The 22,410-nt window shown below is 62.3% G+C and carries 22 protein-coding genes; 14 read left to right on the top strand and 8 right to left on the bottom strand.

What is annotated here, in order from left to right:
- The first annotated feature begins 2 nt into the window (after positions 1-2).
- Genes nrfD through J6500_RS21470 form a run of 10 tightly spaced genes read left to right on the top strand, consistent with a single transcriptional unit; the run spans position 3 to position 8,296 of the window.
- Positions 3-1,382, top strand: a complete 1,380-nt coding sequence (nrfD, locus tag J6500_RS21515) for an NrfD/PsrC family molybdoenzyme membrane anchor subunit (RefSeq protein WP_225714682.1) — start codon at positions 3-5, stop codon at positions 1,380-1,382.
- Complete coding sequence (locus J6500_RS21510) at positions 1,379-1,900, top strand: DUF3341 domain-containing protein (RefSeq protein WP_225714681.1); 522 nt, start codon at positions 1,379-1,381, stop codon at positions 1,898-1,900. Before nrfD ends, J6500_RS21510 begins: the two co-directional genes overlap by 4 nt.
- Entirely contained in the window at positions 1,900-2,430 is a 531-nt protein-coding gene (locus J6500_RS21505) for a c-type cytochrome (protein ID WP_376707838.1), read from the top strand. The genes J6500_RS21510 and J6500_RS21505 overlap by 1 nt, the downstream gene beginning before the upstream one ends.
- Entirely contained in the window at positions 2,427-3,473 is a 1,047-nt protein-coding gene (locus J6500_RS21500; RefSeq protein WP_225714680.1) for a hypothetical protein, read from the top strand. Before J6500_RS21505 ends, J6500_RS21500 begins: the two co-directional genes overlap by 4 nt.
- Positions 3,463-3,942 carry a hypothetical protein gene (locus J6500_RS21495; RefSeq protein ID WP_225714679.1) on the top strand — a complete coding sequence of 160 codons (480 nt, stop codon included), beginning with the start codon at positions 3,463-3,465 and terminating at the stop codon, positions 3,940-3,942. Before J6500_RS21500 ends, J6500_RS21495 begins: the two co-directional genes overlap by 11 nt.
- Positions 3,939-4,748, top strand: coding sequence for an SCO family protein (locus tag J6500_RS21490; protein WP_225714678.1), 810 nt, complete (start codon positions 3,939-3,941; stop codon positions 4,746-4,748). Before J6500_RS21495 ends, J6500_RS21490 begins: the two co-directional genes overlap by 4 nt.
- Positions 4,745-5,704 (top strand): cytochrome c oxidase subunit II, encoded by a 960-nt coding sequence (gene coxB / locus J6500_RS21485; RefSeq protein ID WP_225714677.1) that lies wholly within the window; start codon positions 4,745-4,747, stop codon positions 5,702-5,704. Before J6500_RS21490 ends, coxB begins: the two co-directional genes overlap by 4 nt.
- A complete protein-coding gene (locus J6500_RS21480; RefSeq protein ID WP_225714676.1) occupies positions 5,701-7,380 on the top strand; it encodes a cytochrome c oxidase subunit I in 1,680 nt (559 codons plus the stop codon). The genes coxB and J6500_RS21480 overlap by 4 nt, the downstream gene beginning before the upstream one ends.
- Positions 7,377-8,009 carry a cytochrome c oxidase subunit 3 gene (locus J6500_RS21475; RefSeq protein WP_225714675.1) on the top strand — a complete coding sequence of 211 codons (633 nt, stop codon included), beginning with the start codon at positions 7,377-7,379 and terminating at the stop codon, positions 8,007-8,009. Before J6500_RS21480 ends, J6500_RS21475 begins: the two co-directional genes overlap by 4 nt.
- The gene (locus J6500_RS21470) at positions 8,006-8,296 is read left to right on the top strand and encodes an oxidase (RefSeq protein ID WP_225714674.1); all 291 of its coding nucleotides are present in this window, start codon (positions 8,006-8,008) and stop codon (positions 8,294-8,296) included. The genes J6500_RS21475 and J6500_RS21470 overlap by 4 nt, the downstream gene beginning before the upstream one ends.
- Positions 8,297-8,351: 55 nt before the next feature.
- Here the strand turns inward: J6500_RS21470 and J6500_RS21465 are convergent, their stop codons facing one another.
- On the bottom strand, positions 8,352-9,542 hold the full coding sequence (locus J6500_RS21465) for an NADH-quinone oxidoreductase subunit D (protein ID WP_225714673.1): 1,191 nt from the start codon (positions 9,540-9,542) through the stop codon (positions 8,352-8,354).
- A gap of 352 nt (positions 9,543-9,894) precedes the next feature.
- On the bottom strand, positions 9,895-10,398 hold the full coding sequence (locus J6500_RS21460; RefSeq protein ID WP_225714672.1) for a DNA-binding protein: 504 nt from the start codon (positions 10,396-10,398) through the stop codon (positions 9,895-9,897).
- A 325-nt stretch (positions 10,399-10,723) separates the two neighbouring features.
- On the opposite strand from J6500_RS21460, the gene J6500_RS21455 reads away from it, so the two are divergent.
- Together J6500_RS21455 and J6500_RS21450 are read left to right on the top strand one after the other, a co-directional pair.
- Entirely contained in the window at positions 10,724-11,134 is a 411-nt protein-coding gene (locus J6500_RS21455) for a DUF2231 domain-containing protein (RefSeq protein WP_225714671.1), read from the top strand.
- A 41-nt stretch (positions 11,135-11,175) separates the two neighbouring features.
- The gene (locus J6500_RS21450) at positions 11,176-12,477 is read left to right on the top strand and encodes a PQQ-dependent sugar dehydrogenase (RefSeq protein ID WP_225714722.1); all 1,302 of its coding nucleotides are present in this window, start codon (positions 11,176-11,178) and stop codon (positions 12,475-12,477) included.
- A 238-nt stretch (positions 12,478-12,715) separates the two neighbouring features.
- Here J6500_RS21450 and J6500_RS21445 read toward each other — a convergent pair whose 3' ends face one another.
- The 4 genes from J6500_RS21445 to J6500_RS21430 form a co-directional block, all read right to left on the bottom strand.
- A complete protein-coding gene (locus J6500_RS21445) occupies positions 12,716-13,105 on the bottom strand; it encodes a VOC family protein (RefSeq protein WP_225714670.1) in 390 nt (129 codons plus the stop codon).
- A gap of 8 nt (positions 13,106-13,113) precedes the next feature.
- Positions 13,114-13,998: an alpha/beta fold hydrolase gene (locus J6500_RS21440; protein WP_225714669.1), complete on the bottom strand. Its 885-nt coding sequence runs from the start codon at positions 13,996-13,998 to the stop codon at positions 13,114-13,116.
- 86 nt (positions 13,999-14,084) lie between these two features.
- Positions 14,085-14,744, bottom strand: a complete 660-nt coding sequence (locus J6500_RS21435; RefSeq protein ID WP_225714721.1) for a thiamine pyrophosphate-dependent enzyme — start codon at positions 14,742-14,744, stop codon at positions 14,085-14,087.
- A gap of 364 nt (positions 14,745-15,108) precedes the next feature.
- Positions 15,109-16,896 (bottom strand): thiamine pyrophosphate-requiring protein, encoded by a 1,788-nt coding sequence (locus J6500_RS21430; protein ID WP_225714668.1) that lies wholly within the window; start codon positions 16,894-16,896, stop codon positions 15,109-15,111.
- Between the two features lie 212 nt (positions 16,897-17,108).
- On the opposite strand from J6500_RS21430, the gene fdhD reads away from it, so the two are divergent.
- Together fdhD and J6500_RS21420 are read left to right on the top strand one after the other, a co-directional pair.
- Positions 17,109-17,951: a formate dehydrogenase accessory sulfurtransferase FdhD gene (gene fdhD, locus J6500_RS21425; protein WP_225714667.1), complete on the top strand. Its 843-nt coding sequence runs from the start codon at positions 17,109-17,111 to the stop codon at positions 17,949-17,951.
- A complete protein-coding gene (locus J6500_RS21420) occupies positions 17,930-20,251 on the top strand; it encodes an FdhF/YdeP family oxidoreductase (protein WP_225714666.1) in 2,322 nt (773 codons plus the stop codon). Before fdhD ends, J6500_RS21420 begins: the two co-directional genes overlap by 22 nt.
- A gap of 22 nt (positions 20,252-20,273) precedes the next feature.
- Here the strand turns inward: J6500_RS21420 and J6500_RS21415 are convergent, their stop codons facing one another.
- Together J6500_RS21415 and J6500_RS21410 are read right to left on the bottom strand one after the other, a co-directional pair.
- Complete coding sequence (locus tag J6500_RS21415; protein ID WP_225714665.1) at positions 20,274-20,747, bottom strand: NUDIX hydrolase; 474 nt, start codon at positions 20,745-20,747, stop codon at positions 20,274-20,276.
- 319 nt (positions 20,748-21,066) lie between these two features.
- Positions 21,067-22,272, bottom strand: coding sequence for an oxalate decarboxylase family bicupin (locus J6500_RS21410; RefSeq protein ID WP_283842930.1), 1,206 nt, complete (start codon positions 22,270-22,272; stop codon positions 21,067-21,069).
- Positions 22,273-22,410 lie beyond the last annotated feature (138 nt).

The raw sequence follows: 22,410 nt of genomic DNA, 5'->3' as shown, positions 1-22,410 counted from the left end.
CAATGGTGACGACCATAAATCTAGACGCTGCGACGGAAGAGAGCCGCTGGACGCTGCCACAAGCGCGCGGCCTGGAAGCGGCGAATGCGAGCATCGCAGCACCACTATTGGAGCGCAACCGCTGGAACTGGCTCATTTGGTGGATTGCCTTCGCCGCGAGCCTGGCGGGGAGCATCGTATTTTTCATCGCCATCTATCTGATTTTCTCCCGCGGAATCGGGATCTGGGGCGTCAATACGACCATCGTGTGGGGGTTTGCTATTGCCAATTACGTCTGGTGGATCGGCATCGGCAATGCGGGAACGCTGATCTCCGCGATGCTGCTGTTGATGCGGCAGCCATGGCGGGCCTCGACCAATCGCTTTGCTGAGGCGATGACGCTGTTCGCTGCCGCCATCGCCGGCATCTTCCCGATCATCCATCTCGGTCGGCCGCTCTATTTCTATTGGCTCATGCCGTATCCCAACACGATGCATCTGTGGCCGCAGTGGCGCAGCGCGCTGATCTGGGATTTCTGGGCGATCCTCAGTTACATCCTGTTCTCGATCATATTCTGGTATGTCGGCCTCATTCCGGATTTCGCGACCTTGCGCGACCGCGCCAGGACGAAGGCGCCAGCCCTGATTTACGGCGCACTTGCGCTCGGCTGGCGCGGCTCGGCACAGCATTGGCACGCGTACGAAGTCCTCCATCTCGCGCTGGCCTGCCTCGGCGTGCCCTTGGTCGTATCGCTGCACAGCGTCGTGGGTATGGATTTCGCGACGAGCCTGATGCCTGGCTGGCAGGAGACAATTTTCCCGCCGTATTTCGTGGTCGGAGCGATGTATTCCGGCTTCGCCATGGTGGTGTGTCTTGCGGCGCTTGTGCGATGGGGCTTCCGCCTGGAAGGGCTGATCACGATCGCGCACTTCAATGTCATGGCCAAGGTCATGCTGATGGCTTCGATCGTCATGGGGCTCTCCTATGCAACCGAATGGTTCACCGCCTGGTACGGCGGCGAGCGCGCCGACCGCGGCCTGCTTGCGTTCGAATTTACCGGAACCTATGCGCCGATGTTCTGCACGCTTCTGCTCTGCAACGTCGTGATACCGCAGGCATTCTGGTTTTCGCCGATACGACGCAGCATTGCGACCGTGTTCGCAATCGCGGTGTTGATCAACATCGGCATGTGGCTCGAGCGTATCCTGATCGTGTGGAACACGCTGTCACACGACTACACGCCGAGCATGTGGCGCCAGTTTCTGCCCACGGTGTGGGATTGGCTGACCACGTTCGGCTCGTTCGCCTTCTTCGTGCTGCTGTATCTCGTCTTCGTCCGCCTGGTGCCTGTCGTCTCGATGCACGAGGTACGGAAACTCATTGCGCAAGAGGGGCCACGATGACGCACCTTCTTCTCGTTGAATTTGCCGATGAAAGCCGATTTGCCGAAGCGGCGCGGTGCGCGCGCAGCATGCGTTATCGGTTGATCGATGCCTACACGCCGTATCCGGTGGAGCAGGTTTTCGAGCTGTTCGAGCACCGCGACAGTCGCATTCGTCCCGCCATGTTCGCAGGCGGCGTCGCCATGGCGGCGGTCGCCTACGGCCTGGAATACTACTCGGCTGTCGTCGACTATCCCTATGACAGCGGAGGCCGGCCGCTCGACGCCTGGCCAGCTTTCATGCTGGTGCCGTTTGCAACCGGCATCCTGCTCGCCGCCGTCTGCGGCTTCGTCATGTTCCTGTTTGAAACCGGCCTGCCGAAACTGAGCGATCCGGTGTTTGCCGTCGATGGCTTCGAGAGGGTGAGCCAGGATCGCTTCGTGCTGGCGCTGGAGCCGCCGGGCGAACAGGACAGGCAACGAGCGGCCGAGTTTCTCAAGAGTGTCGGCGCGACGGCGGTTCGGGAGGTCGAGCGATGATGCGCGCCACCGCAACGGTCGCCACGATTTCAGCCTGCGCTTGCCTGCTTGTCGGCTGCGATCTCAGCATGACGCGGCAGCGCAAGCTCACGACCTATGCACAGATCGACCTATGGCCCGACGCAACACCGGCGCGGTCGCTTCCTGACGGCGTTGTTGCACAGGGCGATGTCGCGCGTGCGGCGGCGGCGAAAAACCCGCCTCCGGTCACCGAAGCCTTGCTGGCGAGAGGCAGAGAGCGCTTTGGCATCTTCTGCGCGCCTTGCCACGGCCTCGCCGGCGATGGCGACGGCGTCATCGTGCACCGTGGGTTTCCGGCGCCGCCGTCTTACCACATCGACCGGTTGCTCGCCGCGCCGGCGCAGCATTTCTACCACGTCATGACCGATGGGTATGGCGTGATGTATTCCTATGCCGATCGTGTTCCTCCACACGATCGCTGGGCCATCGCCGCCTATATCCGCGCGCTGCAATTGTCTCGGCGCGCCAAGGTCGCGGAAATCCCCGATGCCGCGGAGCACCTCCGATGACCGCCGGCAAGATCAGCAAGATCTTACTCGCCGGGGCCGCTTGCGCGATTGCCGGTCTTGTCATCTGCGCGATCAACAACCCTGGTCTGGCCGCGGCCGGCTGGCTCGTAGGTTTCGCGTTCTGGGCCCAACTCATGGTCGGGAGCCTCTCGCTCATGATGATCCACCGTCTCACGTCTGGGGGCTGGGGAGAGATTATCGCGCCGGTAGTCCAATCGACTTCCATGGCGATGCCGCTGCTCCTCCTGCTGGCCCTCCCGTTGTTCGTGTCGATCCCGCTGCTGTATCCGTGGTCGCACCGCCCGGACAATATCAAGCCGGACGTGCTGTCGGCCTATCTAAACCTGCCCGGCTTCATCCTGCGCTCGATGTTGGCACTTGTCGGCTGGTCAGCGCTTGCGTTCTTCATGCCAAGAAGCGGCGGCCGGCGTGGCCAGCTGCTGGCCGCGGTCGGCCTCGTGTTCCACGCCACGGTCATCTCGATCTTGTCCATCGACTGGTATCTCTCGCGCGAAGCGCCGTTTACGTCGTCGTCGTTCGGCGCAAGCGTTGCAGTGTCCTCGCTCGTGGCAGCACTGGCTTGGGCCGCGGTTTGGGCGCCGGCAGCGGAGGATGATTCTGCGATCGGAGACGTCGGCGCCTTGCTGTTAGCGTCGGTGCTTGGCCTGACCTACATCGATTTCATGGCCGTGCTCGTGATCTGGTATGGCGATCTGCCGCGCGAGGCGGTCTGGCTCGTCGTGCGTGGCCGATGGCCTTGGCCGGCAATCGCCATGATCGCCTTCGTCCTTGGATCGGTCGTGCCGATTCTGGCGCTCATCCAGTCCAGGTTCCGCAACGACCGCAGGTCGCTGCGCGCGATCAGTGTCTCGACGCTCGCGGGCCTTGCCGTTTATGACGCCTATCTCGTTGTACCTCCATCGGGTGCGGTGGCACTGGCTCCGGCGCTGCTGGCTGTTCTGGGCATCGGCACCGTTCTGATCGGCATCGTCTCCTTCGGCGCACCGTGGTCCGCATCAAAGGAGCCTGCGAATGCCCGGTGAAGAGCATCATCTTCGATACATTCCCGAGCCGCCATCGGTCAGCAAGGCCTTGATCGGCTGGTCGGCGCTGACCGCGCTGCTGTTGCTGGGCATCTCGATCGGCGGCCTCTACGGCATCTATCGAAGCAGCGTGCCGACTGCACACTTGCCAGCTCCGCAGGAATTTCCGCAACCGCGGGTCGGTGCGCGAGAGAACCAGCAGTTGCGCCGGATTCTCGATGCGCAGAACAAGCGGCTCGAGGCCTGGGGCTGGTTCGATGCCCAGCACACGATGATGCAGATTCCGATCGAGCGAGCCATGCAATCGCTGGTGCAGAAGGGTAACGCTGCCTACGCGCCGCTGTTGCCGCCCGAGCCGGCCTTGTCGTCGCCCACCGCTGCCGCCGACCGAGCGACAATGCAAGACAAGAAGCCGCAAGAGGTCGTGCCAGCAGTGCCGAACCCGCCGACGGCGGAGCCACAAAAATGATGCAGCTGCCGACGGAGATCGCTGGCGTCCTTGCGATCGTTGCCATGTTTGTTGCACCCGCGCGGCCGGCAACGGCCGGCGTCGCGGCTGCGCAGGTCCGGACTGTCGAGGCGGCGCCGGCGCCAAATGCTGCACTGCCGCTCGATCTCGGCTTGCTGAACGAAAGCGGGGAAGCCATGACGCTTGGAAAAGCGATCGGCGGATTGCCGGCGATCGTGATCTTTGTCGACTACACCTGCCGCACGCTGTGCGGACCGGTTCTGGAGTTCGCGGCCGACGGTCTTGGCAAGACGGGCCTGAAACCAGGCGTGGATTATCGCCTTATCGTCATCGGGATCGATCCGCGGGACGGAATTGCTGCGGCGCGCACGATGCGGGCGCAGCACATCGACGACGCAAGCCCCATACTCAAGGCCGCCACGTTTCTAACGGGTCATGATCCCGAGATTCATGCCGTCACGGCGGCCGCTGGGTTGCACTACACCTACGACGCCGAGCACGACCAATTTGCCCATCCGGCGGCGGTCTATGTGGTCGATTCCGGCGGCCACGTGCGACGTGTGCTGTCGCCGCTCGGCCTCGATGGCACTAATCTGAGGCTCGCGATCGTCGACGCTGGTCGAGGAGCGGTCGGCACGTTGACCGATCGTATCCATCTGCTTTGCTACGGCTACGACCCGGTGAAGGGCATTTATACCGAGCGCATCACGACCTTGATGTCAATTGCGGCCGGGCTCACGCTTGTCACGATGGCGGGCGGCATTTCCCTGATGGTTGCCCGAGAAAAGCGGAACGTGCGGTCATGAAGCTCGCCGAATTCACCACCGCGGCCTCCGACTATGCCAGCCACGTCGACACGCTGTTCGCGCTGCTCTCGATCATTTCCGGCGCTGTCGTCGCCCTGGTTACCGCGCTGATCGTGATTTTCCTGATTCGCTACCACCGTGGTTCACGTGCTCCACGCGGCGAGACGCCTGAAAGGGTCGATCGGGAAATCGAGATCGGTTGGACGGTCGCGACGTTCTTCACCTTCCTGTTCCTGTTCTGGTGGGCCGCATCCGACCAGCTTACCGCGCTGGCGTTGCCCAAGGATGAACTCGAAGTTCACGTCGTGGCCAAGCAGTGGATGTGGCGTATCCAGCACCCCAGCGGCGTACGCGAGATCAACGAGCTGCACGTGCCCGCTCATAGCAATGTGCGGCTGGTGATGACCTCGCAGGATGTCATCCACGATCTTTATCTTCCGACGATGCGGCTGAAGCAGGATGTCCTGCCCGACCGCTACACGTACCTGTCGTTTAATGCGACCAAGACCGGAATTTTTCATCTGACGTGCGCCGAGTTCTGCGGCACCGATCACTCCGTCATGGCGGGGCGCCTCGTGGTTGTGACGCCGGAAGAGTATGCGCGCTGGACTTCCGCTCAACCAGAGGGTGACGACCTCGCTCATCAAGGCGAGAAACTATTTCGTTCGCTGGGCTGCTCCGGATGCCACGCGCCGGGTTCAACCGTGCATGCACCCGATCTTCATGGTCTTTATGGTGCCGCGGTGCAGCTTGCCGATGGTCGCACCGTCACCGCCGACGAGGCTTATTTGCGCGACTGCATCCTTCTGCCTGACAAGAACAGGGTCGCAGGTTTTCCGCCGCTGATGCCGAATTTCTCTGGATCGGTAACGCCGGGACAGGTCGTGCAGCTCGTGGCCTATATCAAATCGCTGACAACGCAATCGACCGGTACCACGCAAGGAGTCGCGCGATGAGCGAGATGACATTGCCGTTTGCGCCTGCCCGTGAAACAGCAGCCACCAGCTATCTTGGCGAGGGCCATACACTCACCTCGTGGCTGCTGACGACCGATCACAAACGCATTGCCATTCTCTACGCTCTCTCCATTACCGTATTCTTTTTTATCGGCGGTATCGTCGTCGGGCTGGTGCGGCTGGAATTGATAAGTCCGACCGGCTGGTTCATGACATCAGACGAATACAACCGCGCCTTCTCCATCCACGGCATTGTCATGGTGTGGTTCTTCCTGGTGCCCTCGATTCCCGCCACGATGGGTAACTTCATCCTTCCGATGATGATCGGCGCTCCCGACGTTGCGTTTCCACGTCTCAATCTGTTGTCCTGGTACCTCTACGTGATCGGCGCCGCTTTTACGGTCTATGTGCTCCTCAGCGGCGGCGTCGATACCGGTTGGACCTTCTACCCGCCATTCTCGACCGGCTATTCGAACTCAAACGTCATCCCCGCCGCCGTCGGCGTCTTCGTCGTGGGGTTTTCCTCCATCGCGACAGGCGTGAATTTCCTCGCTACGGTCCATATGCTCCGCGCGCCGGGCATGACCTGGTTTCGCCTGCCGTTGTTCGCCTGGTCGATGTACACCGTCAGCATGGTGATGGTGTTGGCGACGCCGGTCCTTGCCATGTCGCTGCTGTTGATTTCGGCGGAGAGGTTTTTCGGCTTCCCGATCTTCGATGCCACGATCGGTGGCGATCCGTTGCTGTTCCAGCACATCTTCTGGTTCTACAGTCACCCGGCCGTCTACATCATGATACTGCCGGCGATGGGGGTCGTATCGGAGGTGTTTGCCTGCTTCGCGCGGCGGCGCGTATTCGGCTACAGCTTCATGGTGTTCGCGCTGCTGGTGATTGCCGTGGTTGGCTTCATGGTATGGGGCCATCACATGTTCGTTGCCGGCCAGTCACCGTTCGCCAATCTGGTCTTCTCGTTTCTGTCTTTCATGGTCGCGGTCCCCTCGGCCATAAAGGTTTTCAACTGGACGGCGACGCTCTATCGCGGCCAGATCGGCTTGGAAGCGCCGATGCTTTATGCGCTCGGCTTTGTCGGATTGTTCACGATCGGCGGTCTCACCGGCCTGTTCCTCGCCTCGGTGCCGATCGATATCGCCGCCACCGACTCTTACTTTGTCGTCGCCCATTTCCATTTCATCATGGTGGGCGGCTCGGTGTCGGCGTTCATGGCGGGCATTCACTATTGGTGGCCCAAGGTCACCGGCAGGCTCTACAACGAGTTCGCCGCCCAGTGCGCAGCCATCACAATGTTCATCGGGTTCAACCTTACCTTCATGCCGCAATTTGTGATGGGCTGGCTCGGAATGCCGCGCCGCTATCACTTGTACCCGGACGTGTTCCAGATCTGGCACGTGCTCTCGAGCGGCGGTGCGGCCGTGCTTGCCGTCGCCTACCTGCTGCCGCTGGGTTACCTCGGCTGGTCCTTGATTGGGGGGCAGCGGGCGGGGGACAATCCATGGGCCGCGACCGGTCTCGAATGGCAGACGCCTTCGCCGCCGCCAAGACAGAACTTTCTGCACCCGCCGCGGGTCACCTCGGAGCCTTACGCCTATCACGAGTTCGGCCGCGCGCGTGAACAAGACGGAGAAACGTCGATCTCCGGGCAGGGTGACGTATCATGACCGATCTGGCGCGCGCATTACAGGAACCCTGGCCGGACCTCCGCATGCAGCGCGAAGGCGTCTCGCTCGGCATGTGGTTCTTTCTGGCGAGCGAAGTGTTGTTCTTTGCTGCGCTGTTCTGCAGCTACGCGATCTACCGGAGTTATAATCCCGAGGCCTTCCGCATTGCGGGCGCGCACACCAAGGTCATCTACGGCTCGATCAATACGGTGCTGCTCTTGACCTCAAGCCTGACAATGACGGTCGCGCTGCGCGCAGCCACCGCGCAATTGCGACGGGTGACGCTGATCTGCCTCGGCATCACGGTAGCGCTTGGTCTCGCGTTCCTGATCACCAAAGGGCTGGAGTATCATGATGACATTGAGGAGCATCTGGTTCCCGGCACAGGATTCCCATTAAGCCCGCCGGCGACGCAGATCTTCTGGGGCCTTTACTGGATCATGACCGGCATCCATGCCATCCATCTGAGCGCCGGGGTCGTTGTCGTGATCGCGGTGATGATCATATTTGGGCGTCGGATCATTCCGGTGCAGGGCTCGACCATGGAGGGCGTCGCGATCTATTGGCATTTCGTCGACTCGGTCTGGATTTTTCTTTATCCCCTGATCTATCTGGCAGGTCGCGCATGAGCAACGGCGGATCGGATATGCGTAGCTTGTGGCGTGGTCCGCTCCTCGCCTGGATCGTGCTGATGGGGTTGTTCGCAATCAGCCTCGGCTCAGCCTACATCCCGCTCGGACACGGCAATGTCGCGGTCAATCTGCTCATTGCGGCGGTGATGCTCGCCGTGCTCGCTACTTTCCTGATGGATCTCAAAAACGCTAAAAGCCTGGTTCGGATCGTCGCCATGGCCGGGCTGTTTTGGATCATGATGATGTTTTCACTTACCTTCAGCGACTATCTCACTCGGTGGTGACGCTGGGTCGGCTTCTGCGATTGTTGTGAGGCATGGCGACTTCCTTTCGCGGGCATTATCGATCGATCTCTCCAAACACGATATCCAGGGAACCGATGATCGCCGAGACGTCAGCCAGCAGATGCCCGCGGCTGAGCAAATCCATCGCCTGCAGATGTGCGAAAGAGGGCGCTCGGATCTTGCACTTATAGGGTTGGTTCGTGCCATCGGAAATGAGGTAGACGCCGAATTCGCCTTTAGGGGCTTCTACCGCCGCATAGATCTCGCCGGCGGGCACGCGAAAGCCTTCGGTGTAGAGCTTGAAGTGATGGATCAAGGCTTCCATCGAGCGCTTCATCTCGCCGCGACGCGGTGGGAAGACCTTGTTGTCCTGCACGGCGACCGGACCTTGTCCGTCAGGAGCGCGGAGTTTGGCGATACACTGTTTCATGATGCGCACCGACTGGCGCATCTCTTCCATGCGGATCAGATAGCGGTCGTAGCAGTCGCCGTTCTTGCCGATCGGAATGTCGAAATCCATCTCCGAATAACACTCGTAAGGCTGCGCCTTGCGCAAATCCCAGGTTGCACCCGAGCCGCGGACCATGACGCCGGAAAAACCCCATTCCCAGGCTTCCTTCAGCGTCACTCTGCCCACGTCGACATTGCGCTGCTTGAAGATGCGATTTGCCGTCAGCAGCCGATCCAGATCGTCCACCACGCGCAGGAACGGATCGCAGAAGGCCTCGATGTCGTCGATCAGCTTGTTGGGAAGATCTTGATGCACGCCGCCAACTCGGAAGTAATTGGCATGCATCCGGGCGCCGGAGGCGCGTTCGTAGAACACCATGAGCTTCTCGCGCTCCTCAAATCCCCATAGCGGCGGAGTGAGCGCGCCAACGTCCATCGCTTGGGTCGTGATGTTGAGCAGATGTGACAACAGGCGCCCGATTTCGCAGTACAGTACGCGAATCAATTGGCCACGCCGCGGCGCTTCGATGCCAAGCAGCCGTTCTGCTGCGAGGCAGAACGCATGTTCTTGGTTCATAGGCGCGACATAGTCGAGCCGGTCGAAATATCCAATCGCCTGCAAATAGGTCTTGTGCTCAATCAACTTTTCGGTTCCGCGATGCAGCAGACCGATATGAGGATCAACGCGCCGGACAACCTCACCGTCGAGCTCCAGCACGAGCCGAAGTACGCCGTGGGCCGCCGGGTGCTGCGGGCCAAAATTGATTGTGAAATTGCGGAAGCCGGCTTCTGGCATGACGAACTCCCGGCCGCGGCGCTGACGGCTCCGCCAGTGACGAATCTGGTCACCCCCCGGAAAAGGTGGTCAACGGCGCTGCCGTCCAGGCTATTTGGGCGCTTCGAGCCTGATGAAATTGCCCAACATCACCCTGCCCAGGGTTGTTCCAAGGCGTTCGTGGCGGGGACAACACCGGCTTGTGCTCGCCATGAGCGCCATTGTCGGCGGTAAGCTCGATGTGCCGCGAGCGTGTATTGCCGTCGGCAGACACCAGACGCTCAACCCGCGCTCATCGAAAATTCACGGCTTCAGCGGCGACGATCATGGCAGGCTGCAGCACGCTGAACCAGACCGTGCGGGTAGAGGCCTCCTAAGTTTTTCGGCGCGCCCTTGTCCGGGCCGCCTTTTTTGCCGCCGCGGAACGACCTTTCACACCCTTGGTGCGAGCTGCCTTGCGTGCGGCGGCCGATCGCGAAGCCGCGCTGCGGCGCGCCGCGGCGCCTTTGGTTTGCCGCGACAGGGCCCGTCGGGAAACCGTCCCGTGCGGCTCCCGTTTCAGCACCTTCTTCACCGCGCGCGAGACGCGCGGACGACGTGTTGTCTTTCGCCGGCCCTGGCCAGCTTCATAGGCGTATTTGGCGCTTCGGCGGGTGCTGCGCTTTGCCTTGCCCTTACGCGGCGGACGAAGATTGACGCCGGCACGGCGCGCTTCGGACAGGCCGATGGCGACCGCCTGCCGTGTTGATCTTGCACCATGTTCTCCCCGGCGAACCTTCTCGATTTCTTCGCGGACGAACTCGCCGGCCTGCGTGCTTGGCGACTTACCGGCTCGCTTGTCCCGCATCGCTTTCCTGATGGTCTGCTTTGTAGGCATAGCATGGTTCCTTTAGCGAGCTTGATCGTCTATGAGAACGCGCCACGCGGCCCGGCGATCCCCGAAGGAACCTGGAATTGCTTTGTCATTTGGCTCAGCCAGACTGAATTTTAAGACGGCGGAGGCGCCGCACGTCACGGGCAAAGGACAGCCTGCCGTGACCGCATGGCAATAGCCGGTCGTCGGTGCAGTCCTGGTCGGCCATCGCGCATAGGAACCTCGATCCGAACGCGTTGTTGAGGCCTCGTTCGGAGGCGCGCAGATGCAGGAAGTTGCGACAATCACCGCGAATTCCGTCAATCCAGCCTCGACGGCGAGGATTGGCATGCACCCCATTCATCCGATGCTGGTGCCGTTTCCGATCGTCTGCTTCGTCGGAACGCTGGTGACGGATATCGCCTATTGGGCGACGGCCGAGATGATGTGGGCCGATTTCTCGGCTTGGCTGTTGTTTGCAGGGCTCATCATGGGCGGCCTCGCTGCGATCGCCGGCCTGATCGATTTCTTGAGCAGCCGCCTGATCCGCGGCTTGCCATATGCCTGGTTTCATATGGTCGGCAACGTGATCGTGATGCTGCTCGCGCTGTTCAATGCCTTCGTCCACAGCCGTGATGCCTGGACCTCGGTGGTGCCCGCCGGGCTGGTGCTTTCGGCGCTGACGGTGCTCGTCATGCTGTGCACGGGCTGGCTCGGCTGGGCGATGGTCTATCGGCATCGGGTTGGAGTAGCTGGCTGATGCGGATCGATCCGACAAACGCCGCTCACGGCAAGCTCGCGATGACGTTGATGGCTGTGCTGTGCGTTGCGGGCTGCAGCAGGGAGACCGCGCCCGACCCCAAGACCCAGATCGGCGCGCGTCCCGATTTGCCGGCGCTGGAGCAGTATCTGATGCCGCCGATGCACGTTGCTTCCGTGGTCGGATGGAAGCAGGGCGAAAAGCCACGGGTGCCCGACAGCTTGCAGATCAACGCGCTGGCCACCGGCCTGCAGCATCCGCGCTCGCTCTATGTGCTTCCGAACGGCGACATCCTGGTCGTCGAATCCAAGGCGCCGGGAACCGAGCCGATCAAGCGGCCAAAGGACTTCATCATGAAATGGGTGGAGTCGTGGGCGACGTCCGGCGGCGATACCGGCGAAAGCAATCGCATCACGCTGCTGCGCCCGGGGAACGATGGCGGCAAGCCGGAGACGCAGAGCGTCTTTCTCGACCACCTGCATTCGCCGTTCGGCGTCGCGCTGGTCGGCAACGATCTCTACGTCGCCAACACCGATGCGATCGTCCGATACCCGTATCATGAGGGCGACACCAAAATCACCGAACCGGGACAGACTTTGACCCAGCTCCCCGGAGGGCCGATCGACCACCATTGGACCAAGAGCCTGGTAGCGAGTCCGGACGGCGCATTGCTCTATGTCGGCGTCGGCTCTAACAGCAACATCACCGAAAACGGCATCGAGGCGGAGAAGAACCGCGCCGCGATCCTCGAGGTGGAGCGCGCAACCGGCCGCTGGCGAATCTTTGCCAGCGGGCTGCGCAATCCGAACGGCCTGACTTTCGAGCCGCAAAGCCACGCGCTGTGGACCGTGGTCAACGAGCGCGACGAGATCGGCCCGAACCTCGTGCCCGACTATCTGACGTCGGTGAAGGACGGCGCCTTCTACGGCTGGCCCTACAGCTATTTCGGTCAGAACGTCGATCCGCGCGTGCAGCCGCAACGGCCGGATCTCGTCGCGAAGGCCACCGTCCCGGATTACGCCCTGAGCTCGCATGTCGCGCCGCTGGGGCTCGTCTTCGCCACCAGCGACAAGCTGCCATCGTCCTACCGCGGCGGAGCCTTCATCGGCGAGCACGGCAGCTGGAACCGGCCGCAGCTCAACGGCTACAAGGTCGTCTATGTGCCGTTCGCCGACGGCCATCCCAACGGACCCGCGCAGGATGTCGTCACCGGCTTTCTGAATGAGGATGAAAAGTCCCGCGGCCGGCCGGTGGGATTGGCGATCGACAAATCCGGCGCGCTGCTGATCGCCGACGATGTCGGCAATACCGTATGGCGCGTGACCGCCTCGGGCCGGCTCTGACGGTTCGCCTGCCATCCGCCCAATCCTAGAGGCTCACTGTGTCAAACATGCGCTTCCGAAGGGAAGCCGCAAAGCCGCCTGCAAGCTGTTGCCCAAAGAGCTCCGGGGCCATGATGGTCTTGCCATGCGGACAGAGTACGGTTGCTCCGTGAGATCGACCTGTCCGCACGAATCCGTCGGCATTCGGCATGTTCATTGGCTCCGGTTGAGCTTCTCGATCTCGGTGCGTGCACGGATGTCAGTGCTCCTCACCCGTGCGGGTAAGCAGCTCGAGATTGTGGCCGTTTGGATCGCGGAAGTACAATCCACCCCCGCCAGCGTAATGATTGATCTCGAAGCGCTTCTCGTGCATGGGATCGGCGGCGTAGCTGAGGCCGAGAGCCTTGATTTGCGAAAAGATGCGATCGAACGCTTCGTCGTCGACGAGGAAAGCGTAATGATGCGGTTCGAACTTCTCGACGGTATCAAAGTCGAGGCTTGTCTCGCCCACTTTCATCACCGCGAAACGTCCATGCGGACTTCCCGGGCTCTTATCGCCGACCTTGAGGCCGAATAGGGTAGCCAACCAGAGGGCCGACGCCTCCTTGTCATGAGCTGGCACGAGCAGATGATTTAGCGTGATGGCCATGGAAGATCTCATAGTTCAATGATCGCATCGACAAACGACTGCGGGTCCTCTCGGGGCACGAAATGCCCAATCCCCTTCAGCACTCGCCTTTCGTAACGGCTGCTGAAGGACCGCTCCTTGCCCTCGGACGTGCTCGGCATGTTGTCGCGGTCTTCGCCGCCCTGCAGCATGATCGTCGGGACGGCAATGGTTGGCGATTGCGCGAGCCGGCTCTCGATTTCGTCGTGCTCGTGTGCGCCTTTCGCATCGCCCCAGCGTTGCCGATAGGCGTGGAGGCTGATGTCGGCCCAATCGGGATTGTCGAGCGACGGCGCCATCAGCTCGAATTCTTGGTCTAGATGCGGCCATGCCGGCGACCAGGTCTCCCAGAAATACCTGCAAAGGCGTTTGCGGTCGTCGCGATAGGCCTTCTGTCCTCGTGTCGTGGCGACGTACCATTCGTACCAGTATGCCTGCGCAAGCTGATACGGCATCTCCTCGGGGTCCATGTGTGTCGCATAACCGGCGGCGGCGGCAACGAGGCCGCGAATTCTCTGTGGGAAGAGCGCCGCCACGCCATACCCCGCGCGTGCCCCCCAATCGTAGCCGCCCAACAGCACATTCCGGAGGTCAAGAGCTTCAATGAACTGCGCCAGGTCGAGGGTAAGCGCGGCAATCGCACCGCTGCGCATTGTGGCGTCGTGCAGAAATCGCGTCGGTCCAGAGCCGCGCAGATAGGGAGCATAGACGTGATATTTTCCTTCAGGCAAAGCGTTGATGACTTTGTCCCAGCATCTGATGTCATCGGGCCAGCCGTGCACAAGGACCAAGGGAAGGCCGTCCGGAGAACCCGTCATCTCGTACGCGATCTCGAGCTCGTTGGTTCGGCAACTGAAACAATTCTGCCATGACACTGTTGTGCTCCCTTTTTCTGCTGTTGGACTCTCGTCCAGAAGAGACCTGCACAGGCGCGTTCTGCCAAGCAAGGCGGTCCTGCGGCTTAGGGCACCGGATCCTGAACAATGGTGTTGCCCACCATTCGATCCAGCGGCCCCTCATACAGGGAAACGGGCGGATGCGCCTCGGGGTCGGTGATGACGTCAATCAGGCTAAGCGTCGGTGCTGCGGCAGCTTCCGCCAAGGCAGCATCGAGATCCTGTGGATCGACAATCCTCCGGCCGAGCGCGCCCACGGCGCGAGCGATGATCGCGTGGTCGACCTGGCGCAAGTGCCCTGAAGATGTATAGCGGCCGAACTTTGCCTTCTCGGCATTCTTCTGATAGCCAAGCACCCCGTTGTTGAGCACAACGACAGTCACAGGAATCTCGCTTCGCAGTGCGGTCTCCATTTCCGACCACGCGTGGGCAAACCCGCCGTCACCGACAACGGCAATGACTTCACTGTGCGGTCGTGCAAGCTTTGCCCCGAGGGCGAGCGGCAGACCCAGCCCAAGCCGGCAAGCCCATGCGGAGAGATGATGCGCGTGGTCGGATGCGACGTGTGCAGCTGCCTCACGATCCAATTCGACGCGTAGCTTGCGTCCGAGGCGACGACCGTGTCGGGACTGATCCGCCGCTGGATCGCAGCAAGCGTGCGCTCCGGACCGGGGGGCGAGGCATTGCTGAGCCAGTGCGCTCGGTCTTTCTCGAATCCCATGCATCGGCAACGAAACGTTCCACTTCGGAGCGGCTGCGCGATGGATTGGGTGCACGTCCGGAGAGCGCGGCGGTCAAGGCATTCGACGTTTCCGGCGCGTCGCCGAGCAACCGCATTGCCTCGTAATTGCGGCCGATCTTCTCCCGTGTGAGAGGATGTGCTCATCTCACTTCTCTCCAGGATTTCGGCGGACAATCCATTCAGGTGAGCTGAGTTCCTGTTTGCCTGAGGGACGAACTGCGTTGCGAAATCGTGCGAGTCCTGGAGGCTGATGGCACCGTCATCATCGCTGCGAACGACAGGCGCCGACCTCCGAAGCCCGAGCACGGGAAGGACCCGGCGACATAGGCCTTCGATTGCTGCCCCCTTCAATCTTTTCCGGGCAGTACCGTCTCCAGAATCTGACGTGCCGCGCCCCTGATCACGCCGGTCTCGTTCGGATCGCCCTTCGCAAGCGCGATCGTGAAGTTCTTGGCTTGCTGCAGTGTGATGTGGGGCGGCAGGGGCGGCACCTCGGGATCGGTTTTGACTTCGAGCACCACAGGACGCTCGCTGGCCAAGGCCTGCTGCCAGGCGGATTTGAGCATCTCGGGGTCATCGACATAGATGCCGCGCAGGCCGATCATCTCCGCAAAGCGCGCATAGGCGACATTCGGGATCGTCTGCGAGGCCTCGAATTTCGGATCGCCGTTGATGATCCGCTGCTCCCACGTCACCTGGTTCAGGTCCTCATTGTTGAAGACGCAGACAATCCAGCGATGGTCCGGCCAGTCGCGCCAGTATTTGGCGACAGTGATCAGCTCGGCCATATTATTCATCTGCATCGCGCCGTCGCCGACGAGCGCGATCACCGGCCGGTCTGGCTCGGCATATTTGGCCGCGATCGCATAGGGCACTGCGGCTCCCATCGAAGCCAGTCCCCCGGAAAGCGAGGCCCTCATGCCGCGCCTGATCCTGAGATCGCGTGCGTACCAGTTGGCGCAGGAGCCTGAATCGCTGGTGATCACCACGCGGTCCGGCAGCAGCGGCGATAGCTCCCAGGTCACGCGCTGGGGGTTGACCGGCTCGGCAGGCTGCCTGGCGCGCTGTTCCAGAGTTGTCCACCAGGCCGTGACATCGTCCTCGATGCTCTTTCGCCATTCGCCGGCGGGCTTCTGCTCGAGTCGCGGCAGCAATGCACGCAGCGTCTCGGCGGCATCACCGACAAGGCCGGACTCCATCGGAAAGCGAATCGACAGCATGCTCGCATCGATGTCGATCTGTACGCCGCGCGCGTTGCCTTCCTTCGGGAGAAACTCGGCATAGGGAAACGCCGAGCCGACCATCAGCAGGGTGTCACACTCGTTCATCATCCGGTAGCTGGGCTCCGTGCCCAGCAAACCGATCGAGCCTGTGACCCAGGGCAGGTCATCGGGGAGGACAGATTTGCCAAGCAATGCCTTGGCACAACCGGCCGAAAGCCTATCCGCGGTGGCGATGACTTCGTCGGCGGCCCCGATCGCGCCGGCTCCGATCAGCATTGCAACCCGCTTGCCGGCGTTGAGGATGCTGGCGGCGCGATCGAGCTCGGCGTCGTGCGGCACGACCTTCGGCGCAGCGAAGCCGACCCCGGAGCGCAGCGTGCCATGCGCGTGAGGCGGATCTGCATAGGCTTCGTCCTGCAGGTCGTTCGGCAGCACGATCGCGGTGACCGTGCGGCGCGACAGCGCGATGCGCGCGGCGCGATCGATCAGGTGGCGCACCTGCGCCGGCGACGAGGCCTGCGCGACATAGGCCCCTGCGACGTCCTTGAACATCGAGACCAGATCGAGTTCCTGCTGGTATTGGCCGCCCAGCGCGTCGCGCGCCTGCTGACCGACGATGGCGAGCACCGGCTGGTGATCCAGCAGTGCGTCATAGAGACCCGTTATCAGATGCGAGGCGCCGGGGCCGGAGGTCGCGATGCAGACTCCGAGCTGGCCGGAGAATTTGGCGTAGGCCGAGGCCATGAAGGCCGCCATCTCCTCGTGCCGCGCCTGGATGAATTTGACTTTTCCGTCCGCGCGGTTGAGCGCGCCGAACACGCCGTTGATGCCGTCTCCGGGATAGCCAAAGATGTGGCGCACGCCCCATTGCTGCAGGCGCTGAACGAGAAAGTCACCGACGGTGTGGGTCATGCTCACTGCTCACTGTGCGTCAAGGCGCGCTAATGCGTGCGGCTGCGCTACCAATTTCCGAGGGCGTCCTTGGAGATCGTGGAAAACCCCGGGGCCGTCCTGAATGCCAAATCCCGGCCGTCACGGATGGTTCCTGGCTCCCTGGACCAAGCGGCGCGGCAGGAACGATCGTCTTTGCGGGAGCTTAGCCCGTAAACGACGAGCATTCTCCGATGCCGGTGCAGTCCTCATTCGCCAACACGTCATGTGCGGTGCATGCGAGCGAACTCGGCCGCGCAAATACCAGCTGGTCGCTCGACTGTGTCGAGGAGGAGGCGGTTGCCTTTCGCTACAACGGCTTCCCGCACGGCGTGATGATGGCGACGCCAGCCGACCTCGAGGATTTCGCCGTCGGCTTCTCGCTGGCCGAGGGCGTCATTGCTGCTGCTTCGGATGTCGATGCGATGTCGGTCGCGGCAACCGCAGAGGGAATTTCGGTCGATATCTCGTTGCGCGGGGAGAGCCTGCGCCGCTATCTCGCCGGCCGGCGCGTGCGTCAACTGCGCGGTCATACGAGCTGCGGCCTGTGTGGCGTCGAGGATCTCCGGGACGTGAGAAACCTGCCCGCCCGAGTGCATCCTGCCGTGCTTCCGGAAGAAGCGGCCATATCGCGTGCGTTCGACCGTTTGCGCGAATGGCAGCCGCTCAGCCGCTTGACCCGCGGCGCCCATGCTGCGGCGTGGGTAGATGTTGACGGCGCGATCCGGATCGTGCGGGAGGACGTCGGGCGGCACAATGCGCTCGACAAGTTGATTGGTGCCGGCCTGCGCGGTGCGTTCAGCCACACGAGGGGGTTTTGCCTCGTCACCAGCCGTTGCTCGTTCGAGATGGTGCAGAAGGCCGTCGCGGCGGATTTTGCCGTCATCGTCTCGGCTTCGGCGCCGACGGCGCTCGCGATTCGCACGGCGAAGGCGGCGGGGCTTGCGCTGTGCGCGCTGTCGCGCGATCGGGCGCCCCTGATCTTCACCCAGCATGAGCATTCCGAGGATTCGTCATGGCAACCAAACGCAAGCTGAGCGACGATCTTGAAGTCCGGCCCTATGATCATCCATCCGGCGGATGGGGCTCGGTGCGGTCGCTGGCCACCACCCTGACCCGCGATCACGTCCCGTTCCGCGGTCCGCGCGTGCTGCTGAAGCAGAACAAGCCGGACGGATTCATGTGCGTGAGCTGCGCCTGGGCGAAGCCGGCGGATCCGCGCGTGTTCGAATTCTGCGAGAACGGCGCCAAGGCAACGACATGGGAGATCACGCACAAGCGCGTCACGCCCGAGTTCTTTGCGGCGCATACGGTGAGGGAGCTCGAAAGCTGGGACGATCATCATCTGGAGATGGCCGGCCGTCTGACCCATCCCATGCGCTACGATGCCGCGAGCGACAAATATGTCGCAGTCAGTTGGCAGGACGCGTTTGCGGAGATCGGCAAGGAGTTGCAGGCGCTCGATCCCGACAGCGCCGTGTTCTACACGTCGGGGCGCGCCTGCTCGGAGGCCGCCTTCATGTACGGCCTGTTCGCGCGCGCCTACGGCAACAACAATCTGCCCGACAGCTCCAACATGTGTCACGAGACCACGTCGGCCGCGCTGCCCGAATCGATCGGCGTGCCGGTCGGCACCTGCACGCTCGATGATTTCGCCAAGACCGACTGCATCTTCTTCTTCGGCCAGAATGTCGGAACGTCGAGCCCGCGGATGCTACACCAGCTCCAGGACGCGTCCAGGCGCGGCGTGCCGATCGTGACCTTCAATCCCTTGCGCGAGCGTGGCCTCGTCGAATTTACCAACCCGCAATCGCCCACGGAAATGCTGAGCGGCTCGTCCACGCGCATTACTTCGCAATATCATCAGGTCAGGAGTGGCGGCGACACGGCCGCGATCATGGGCATCGCAAAGGCGCTGTTCGCGCTCGAGAAGAAGGCGGAAGCGGCGGAGACTGTCATCGATCGCGACTTCATCCGCGAGCACACGCATGGCTTTGACGAGTTTGCTGCCGCGGTGGACGGTACGTCATGGTCCCGCATCGAGCAGCGTTCCGGGCTCACCCGCGGCGCGCTTGAGGCGGCGGCCTATGTTTATGCGCACGCCAAGTCGGTCATGTTCATCTACGGCATGGGTCTGACCCAGCACGAGAAGGGCGCGGAGACCGTGCAGACGCTTGTCAATGTCGCGTTGATGCGCGGCAATATCGGCCGGCCGGGCGCGGGGATGTGCCCAGTGCGCGGCCATTCCAATGTGCAGGGACAGCGCACGGTCGGCATCACGGAAAAGCCGGGAATGGTGCCCGCCGACAAGATCAAAGCCTTGTTCGGCATCGAGGTGCCGCAGAAGAAAGGCGTTGCCATCGTGGAGGCTTGCGAACGGATCATCGATGGCTCGGTGCGGGCCATGGTGATGCTCGGTGGCAATCTCGTGCAGTCGGTGCCCGATCACGAACGCGTGCAGCCCGCTTGGCGCCGGTTGCGGCTGACTGTCAATATCCTTACCAAGCTCAATCGCAGCGCGCTCGTTCACGGCGAGGTGTCTTACATCCTGCCGTGCCTCGGACGGATCGAAATCGACGAGCAGGCTGGTGGCCGGCAGGCGGTTGCGATGGAGGATTCCACTGGCTGCATGCACGGCTCGCGAGGGCAGGTGGCGCCCGCCAGTCCTCATCTGTTGTCGGAGCTGAAGATCATCGCGGAACTGGCCAAGGCCACGGCGCCCGCGAAATCGACCATTCCCTGGGATGACTGGGTCGCCGATTACAGCAAGGTCCGCGATGCCATCGCGGCGACCTATCCCGACATCTTCCACGATTTCAATGCACGAATGTGGAACCCGGGCGGCTTCCACCGGCCGCTCGCCGCGCGCGAACGCAAGTGGAAGACGAAGACCGGCAAGGCCAACTTCATCGTGCCAAAGTCGCTCGCGACCGATATCGACACGGCGCCCGAGGATCGCGACATCGTCCAGCTCATCACGCTGAGAAGCAACGGCCAGTTCAACACCACCATCTACAGCTACGACGATCGCTTGCGCGGCATCTACGGATCACGTCATGTCGTGCTGATGCATGCCAACGACATCGATCGCTTCGGATTGAAGGAGGGCAGCGTCGTGACGCTGTCGACGGCGGCGGATGACGGAGTCGACCGCAAGGTCGCGGGCCTGCGCGTCGTGCGCTACGACCTGCCGGAGGGCTGCATCGCCGGGTACTATCCCGAATGCAATCCATTGCTGCCGCTCTGGCATCACGAGGAGAAGAGCAAGACACCGGCCGCGAAGTCGATCCCGGTACGCATCACGGCCGAGCATCCGAGGATGGAGGCCGCGGGTTGAAATTGAGGCTGGCCCTTCCGGGTCAGCGCTTCCGCGCGGCGGCGCACATCGCCTCAAGCCGGTCGAGCAGCGGTCTCTGTCCCGGATTGATCTTTCGATGCGCCCAAGACAGATCGAACCATTCCGCGCGATCGACCTCCGGGAAGGTCTGCCGGTGTCCGCTTCGCGGCGGCCATTCGATCTCGAACGAGTTGCTCTGGATAGTCCTCGTGTCGACGTCCGCTTCCGCGGCAAAGGCCGTGACGGCCTTGCCGCCGCGCTGCCTGATCTCGCCCAATGAGCGCAGGGGGACTTTCAGCTGGACGCCGATCTCTTCCTGAAATTCCCTGCGCGCGACATCCTCCGGCTCCTCGCTGCTATCATACTCGCCCTTCGGGATCGACCAGGCGCCCAAATCCTTGTTGCGCCAGAAGGGGCCGCCGGGATGAACCAGAAGCACCTCGATGCTCCCGAGCCTCATGCGGAATGCGACGACGCCGGCGCTTTTTAGGGCCATGATTGCTTAAAACGTTGGTCGCAGCCAGCGTATCACAAGGAGATTTCCAGGCCAGTCCTCGACGGTGATGCCGCCTCATGCGACGGCAGCCCCGCATCGATCACGCTTTGGGTTCTGTCCTGCCGTCTGGGGAGACATGCCGCGCGACATTCAGGCGGCGCTGTTCGAGGTCGCCATGAAGGGACATGATGCCGACCGCGAGGCATTTGCCAGATTGTTGCACGCGCGGCATCCTCGCACTGCATGAGGCGCGATAGCCGATGGTGCCGTGGAGACTGGCGTGACGTCGGCCGGCGGTCTGGACGGACGAGGCGCCGCGCTAGACCACGGGCTGCTTGTCCTTGCGCAGCCGGTTCAGGATGTCGCGGTCGATGTTCAGATGCGCGGCGACCAGTTCGTGCGGCGTCAGCGCCATCCATTGGGCGAGCGAGACGTCCATGAAGCGCGGCGATTTGAACAATTCGAGCAAGCGCAGCGGCTCACTGCCGGTGTTCTCGATGAAGTGGCTCATCGACATCGGCACATAGCCGACGTCGCCGGCTTGGTAGTCGAAGGTACGCGCCCGCGCTTCGGCGGCAAACACCGTCATGCGGCCTTTGCCCGAGATGTAGTATTGCCACTCGTCGGCGTTCGGGTGCCAGTGCAGCTCCCGCATGTGCCCGGGATTGACCTCGACCAGGGCAGCGGCAACATCGGTCGAGATCGGAAAATTACGGGTATCAGCGATGCGGACATTGCCGCCCGACGATTGATGCGGCGGTTGTTGCGTCAGTCTGAATACCATATCGAGCGGCACGGCGCCAAGCGGATCGCTCACGGCGTCTGCCTCGAGCCGTGGCGGCGGCAACTCGGCCTGGAAGATGAATCGCTCTTCCTTGGGAATGCCGTCGAGCGCCTTGACGTTGACGCCGAGGTTTTTCGCCAGCACGTTGCGATCATTGTGCGCGAACAGATCGGTGATCGCGAATGTGGAATCTTCCGAGAACTCGCCGTCGGGAAATGCGAGCAGAAACTCGCAGCCGTCGCCCGGCAATCCCTGGATCGAATGCGGGATGCCGGAGGGAAAATACCAGAGGTCACCGGCGCCGACATCCGCGATGAAGTTATGGCCGTCATTGTCGACCGCGGTAACCCGTGCATTGCCTGCCAGCATGAAGGCCCATTCGGCCTGCTTGTGCCAATGCAGCTCGCGGACGCCGCCGGACTTGAGGCGCATGTTGACGCCGGCCATCGTGGTGGAGATCGGCAACTCGCGCTGCGTGACCTCGCGGGACCAGCCGCCCTCGCGCATCTTCACATGCGAATCCGCAGACGAGAATCTCAGATTCGGCAGCGAACCGCGATCGGTCGAAGGCGGACGCAAGACGTCGGGGTTCTCCTGCTCACGCACAGGATTGCGCGGACCGAGCATCGGTGCTCCCTTGTTGCCGATCACGGGTTCGTTGCCGTCCTGCGCCGAAGCAGCCGCGGTCGCGCCAAGGGCGGCGGCAGCGGCAAGCAGGGCTTGTCGATTTGGAGAGTCCAATTGTACACTCTCTTGTTGGGCGCGAACGCGGAGCTCGCAGGCAAGGTTCCTAAGGATCGCAGCGCTCTGCCGCGGTGAAATTGCAACCCTGCCTCCCGCAGATGGTTCTTTGTCCAGCAAGCGAGAACCGGAGGCGGA

The sequence above is a fragment of the Bradyrhizobium semiaridum genome (assembly GCF_020329505.1).
GTDB lineage: Bacteria > Pseudomonadota > Alphaproteobacteria > Rhizobiales > Xanthobacteraceae > Bradyrhizobium > Bradyrhizobium semiaridum.
This window is presented reverse-complemented; position numbering and strand designations above follow the sequence as displayed.

Bases quoted from the DNA above. Each gene is read 5' to 3' on its own strand.
- J6500_RS21430 (WP_225714668.1), bottom strand. From the start codon at position 16,896: ATGACCCACACCGTCGGTGACTTTCTCGTTCAGCGCCTGCAGCAATGG.
- coxB (WP_225714677.1), top strand. From the start codon at position 4,745: ATGAAGCTCGCCGAATTCACCACCGCGGCCTCCGACTATGCCAGCCAC.
- J6500_RS21480 (WP_225714676.1), top strand. From the start codon at position 5,701: ATGAGCGAGATGACATTGCCGTTTGCGCCTGCCCGTGAAACAGCAGCC.
- J6500_RS21445 (WP_225714670.1), bottom strand. From the start codon at position 13,105: ATGGCCATCACGCTAAATCATCTGCTCGTGCCAGCTCATGACAAGGAG.
- J6500_RS21415 (WP_225714665.1), bottom strand. From the start codon at position 20,747: ATGGCCCTAAAAAGCGCCGGCGTCGTCGCATTCCGCATGAGGCTCGGG.
- J6500_RS21510 (WP_225714681.1), top strand. From the start codon at position 1,379: ATGACGCACCTTCTTCTCGTTGAATTTGCCGATGAAAGCCGATTTGCC.
- J6500_RS21475 (WP_225714675.1), top strand. From the start codon at position 7,377: ATGACCGATCTGGCGCGCGCATTACAGGAACCCTGGCCGGACCTCCGC.
- J6500_RS21455 (WP_225714671.1), top strand. From the start codon at position 10,724: ATGCACCCCATTCATCCGATGCTGGTGCCGTTTCCGATCGTCTGCTTC.
- J6500_RS21495 (WP_225714679.1), top strand. From the start codon at position 3,463: ATGCCCGGTGAAGAGCATCATCTTCGATACATTCCCGAGCCGCCATCG.
- nrfD (WP_225714682.1), top strand. From the start codon at position 3: ATGGTGACGACCATAAATCTAGACGCTGCGACGGAAGAGAGCCGCTGG.
- J6500_RS21490 (WP_225714678.1), top strand. From the start codon at position 3,939: ATGATGCAGCTGCCGACGGAGATCGCTGGCGTCCTTGCGATCGTTGCC.
- J6500_RS21420 (WP_225714666.1), top strand. From the start codon at position 17,930: ATGGCAACCAAACGCAAGCTGAGCGACGATCTTGAAGTCCGGCCCTAT.
- J6500_RS21450 (WP_225714722.1), top strand. From the start codon at position 11,176: ATGACGTTGATGGCTGTGCTGTGCGTTGCGGGCTGCAGCAGGGAGACC.
- J6500_RS21465 (WP_225714673.1), bottom strand. From the start codon at position 9,542: ATGCCAGAAGCCGGCTTCCGCAATTTCACAATCAATTTTGGCCCGCAG.
- J6500_RS21460 (WP_225714672.1), bottom strand. From the start codon at position 10,398: ATGCCTACAAAGCAGACCATCAGGAAAGCGATGCGGGACAAGCGAGCC.
- J6500_RS21470 (WP_225714674.1), top strand. From the start codon at position 8,006: ATGAGCAACGGCGGATCGGATATGCGTAGCTTGTGGCGTGGTCCGCTC.
- J6500_RS21435 (WP_225714721.1), bottom strand. From the start codon at position 14,744: ATGCATGGGATTCGAGAAAGACCGAGCGCACTGGCTCAGCAATGCCTC.
- J6500_RS21500 (WP_225714680.1), top strand. From the start codon at position 2,427: ATGACCGCCGGCAAGATCAGCAAGATCTTACTCGCCGGGGCCGCTTGC.
- fdhD (WP_225714667.1), top strand. From the start codon at position 17,109: ATGCCGGTGCAGTCCTCATTCGCCAACACGTCATGTGCGGTGCATGCG.
- J6500_RS21505 (WP_376707838.1), top strand. From the start codon at position 1,900: ATGCGCGCCACCGCAACGGTCGCCACGATTTCAGCCTGCGCTTGCCTG.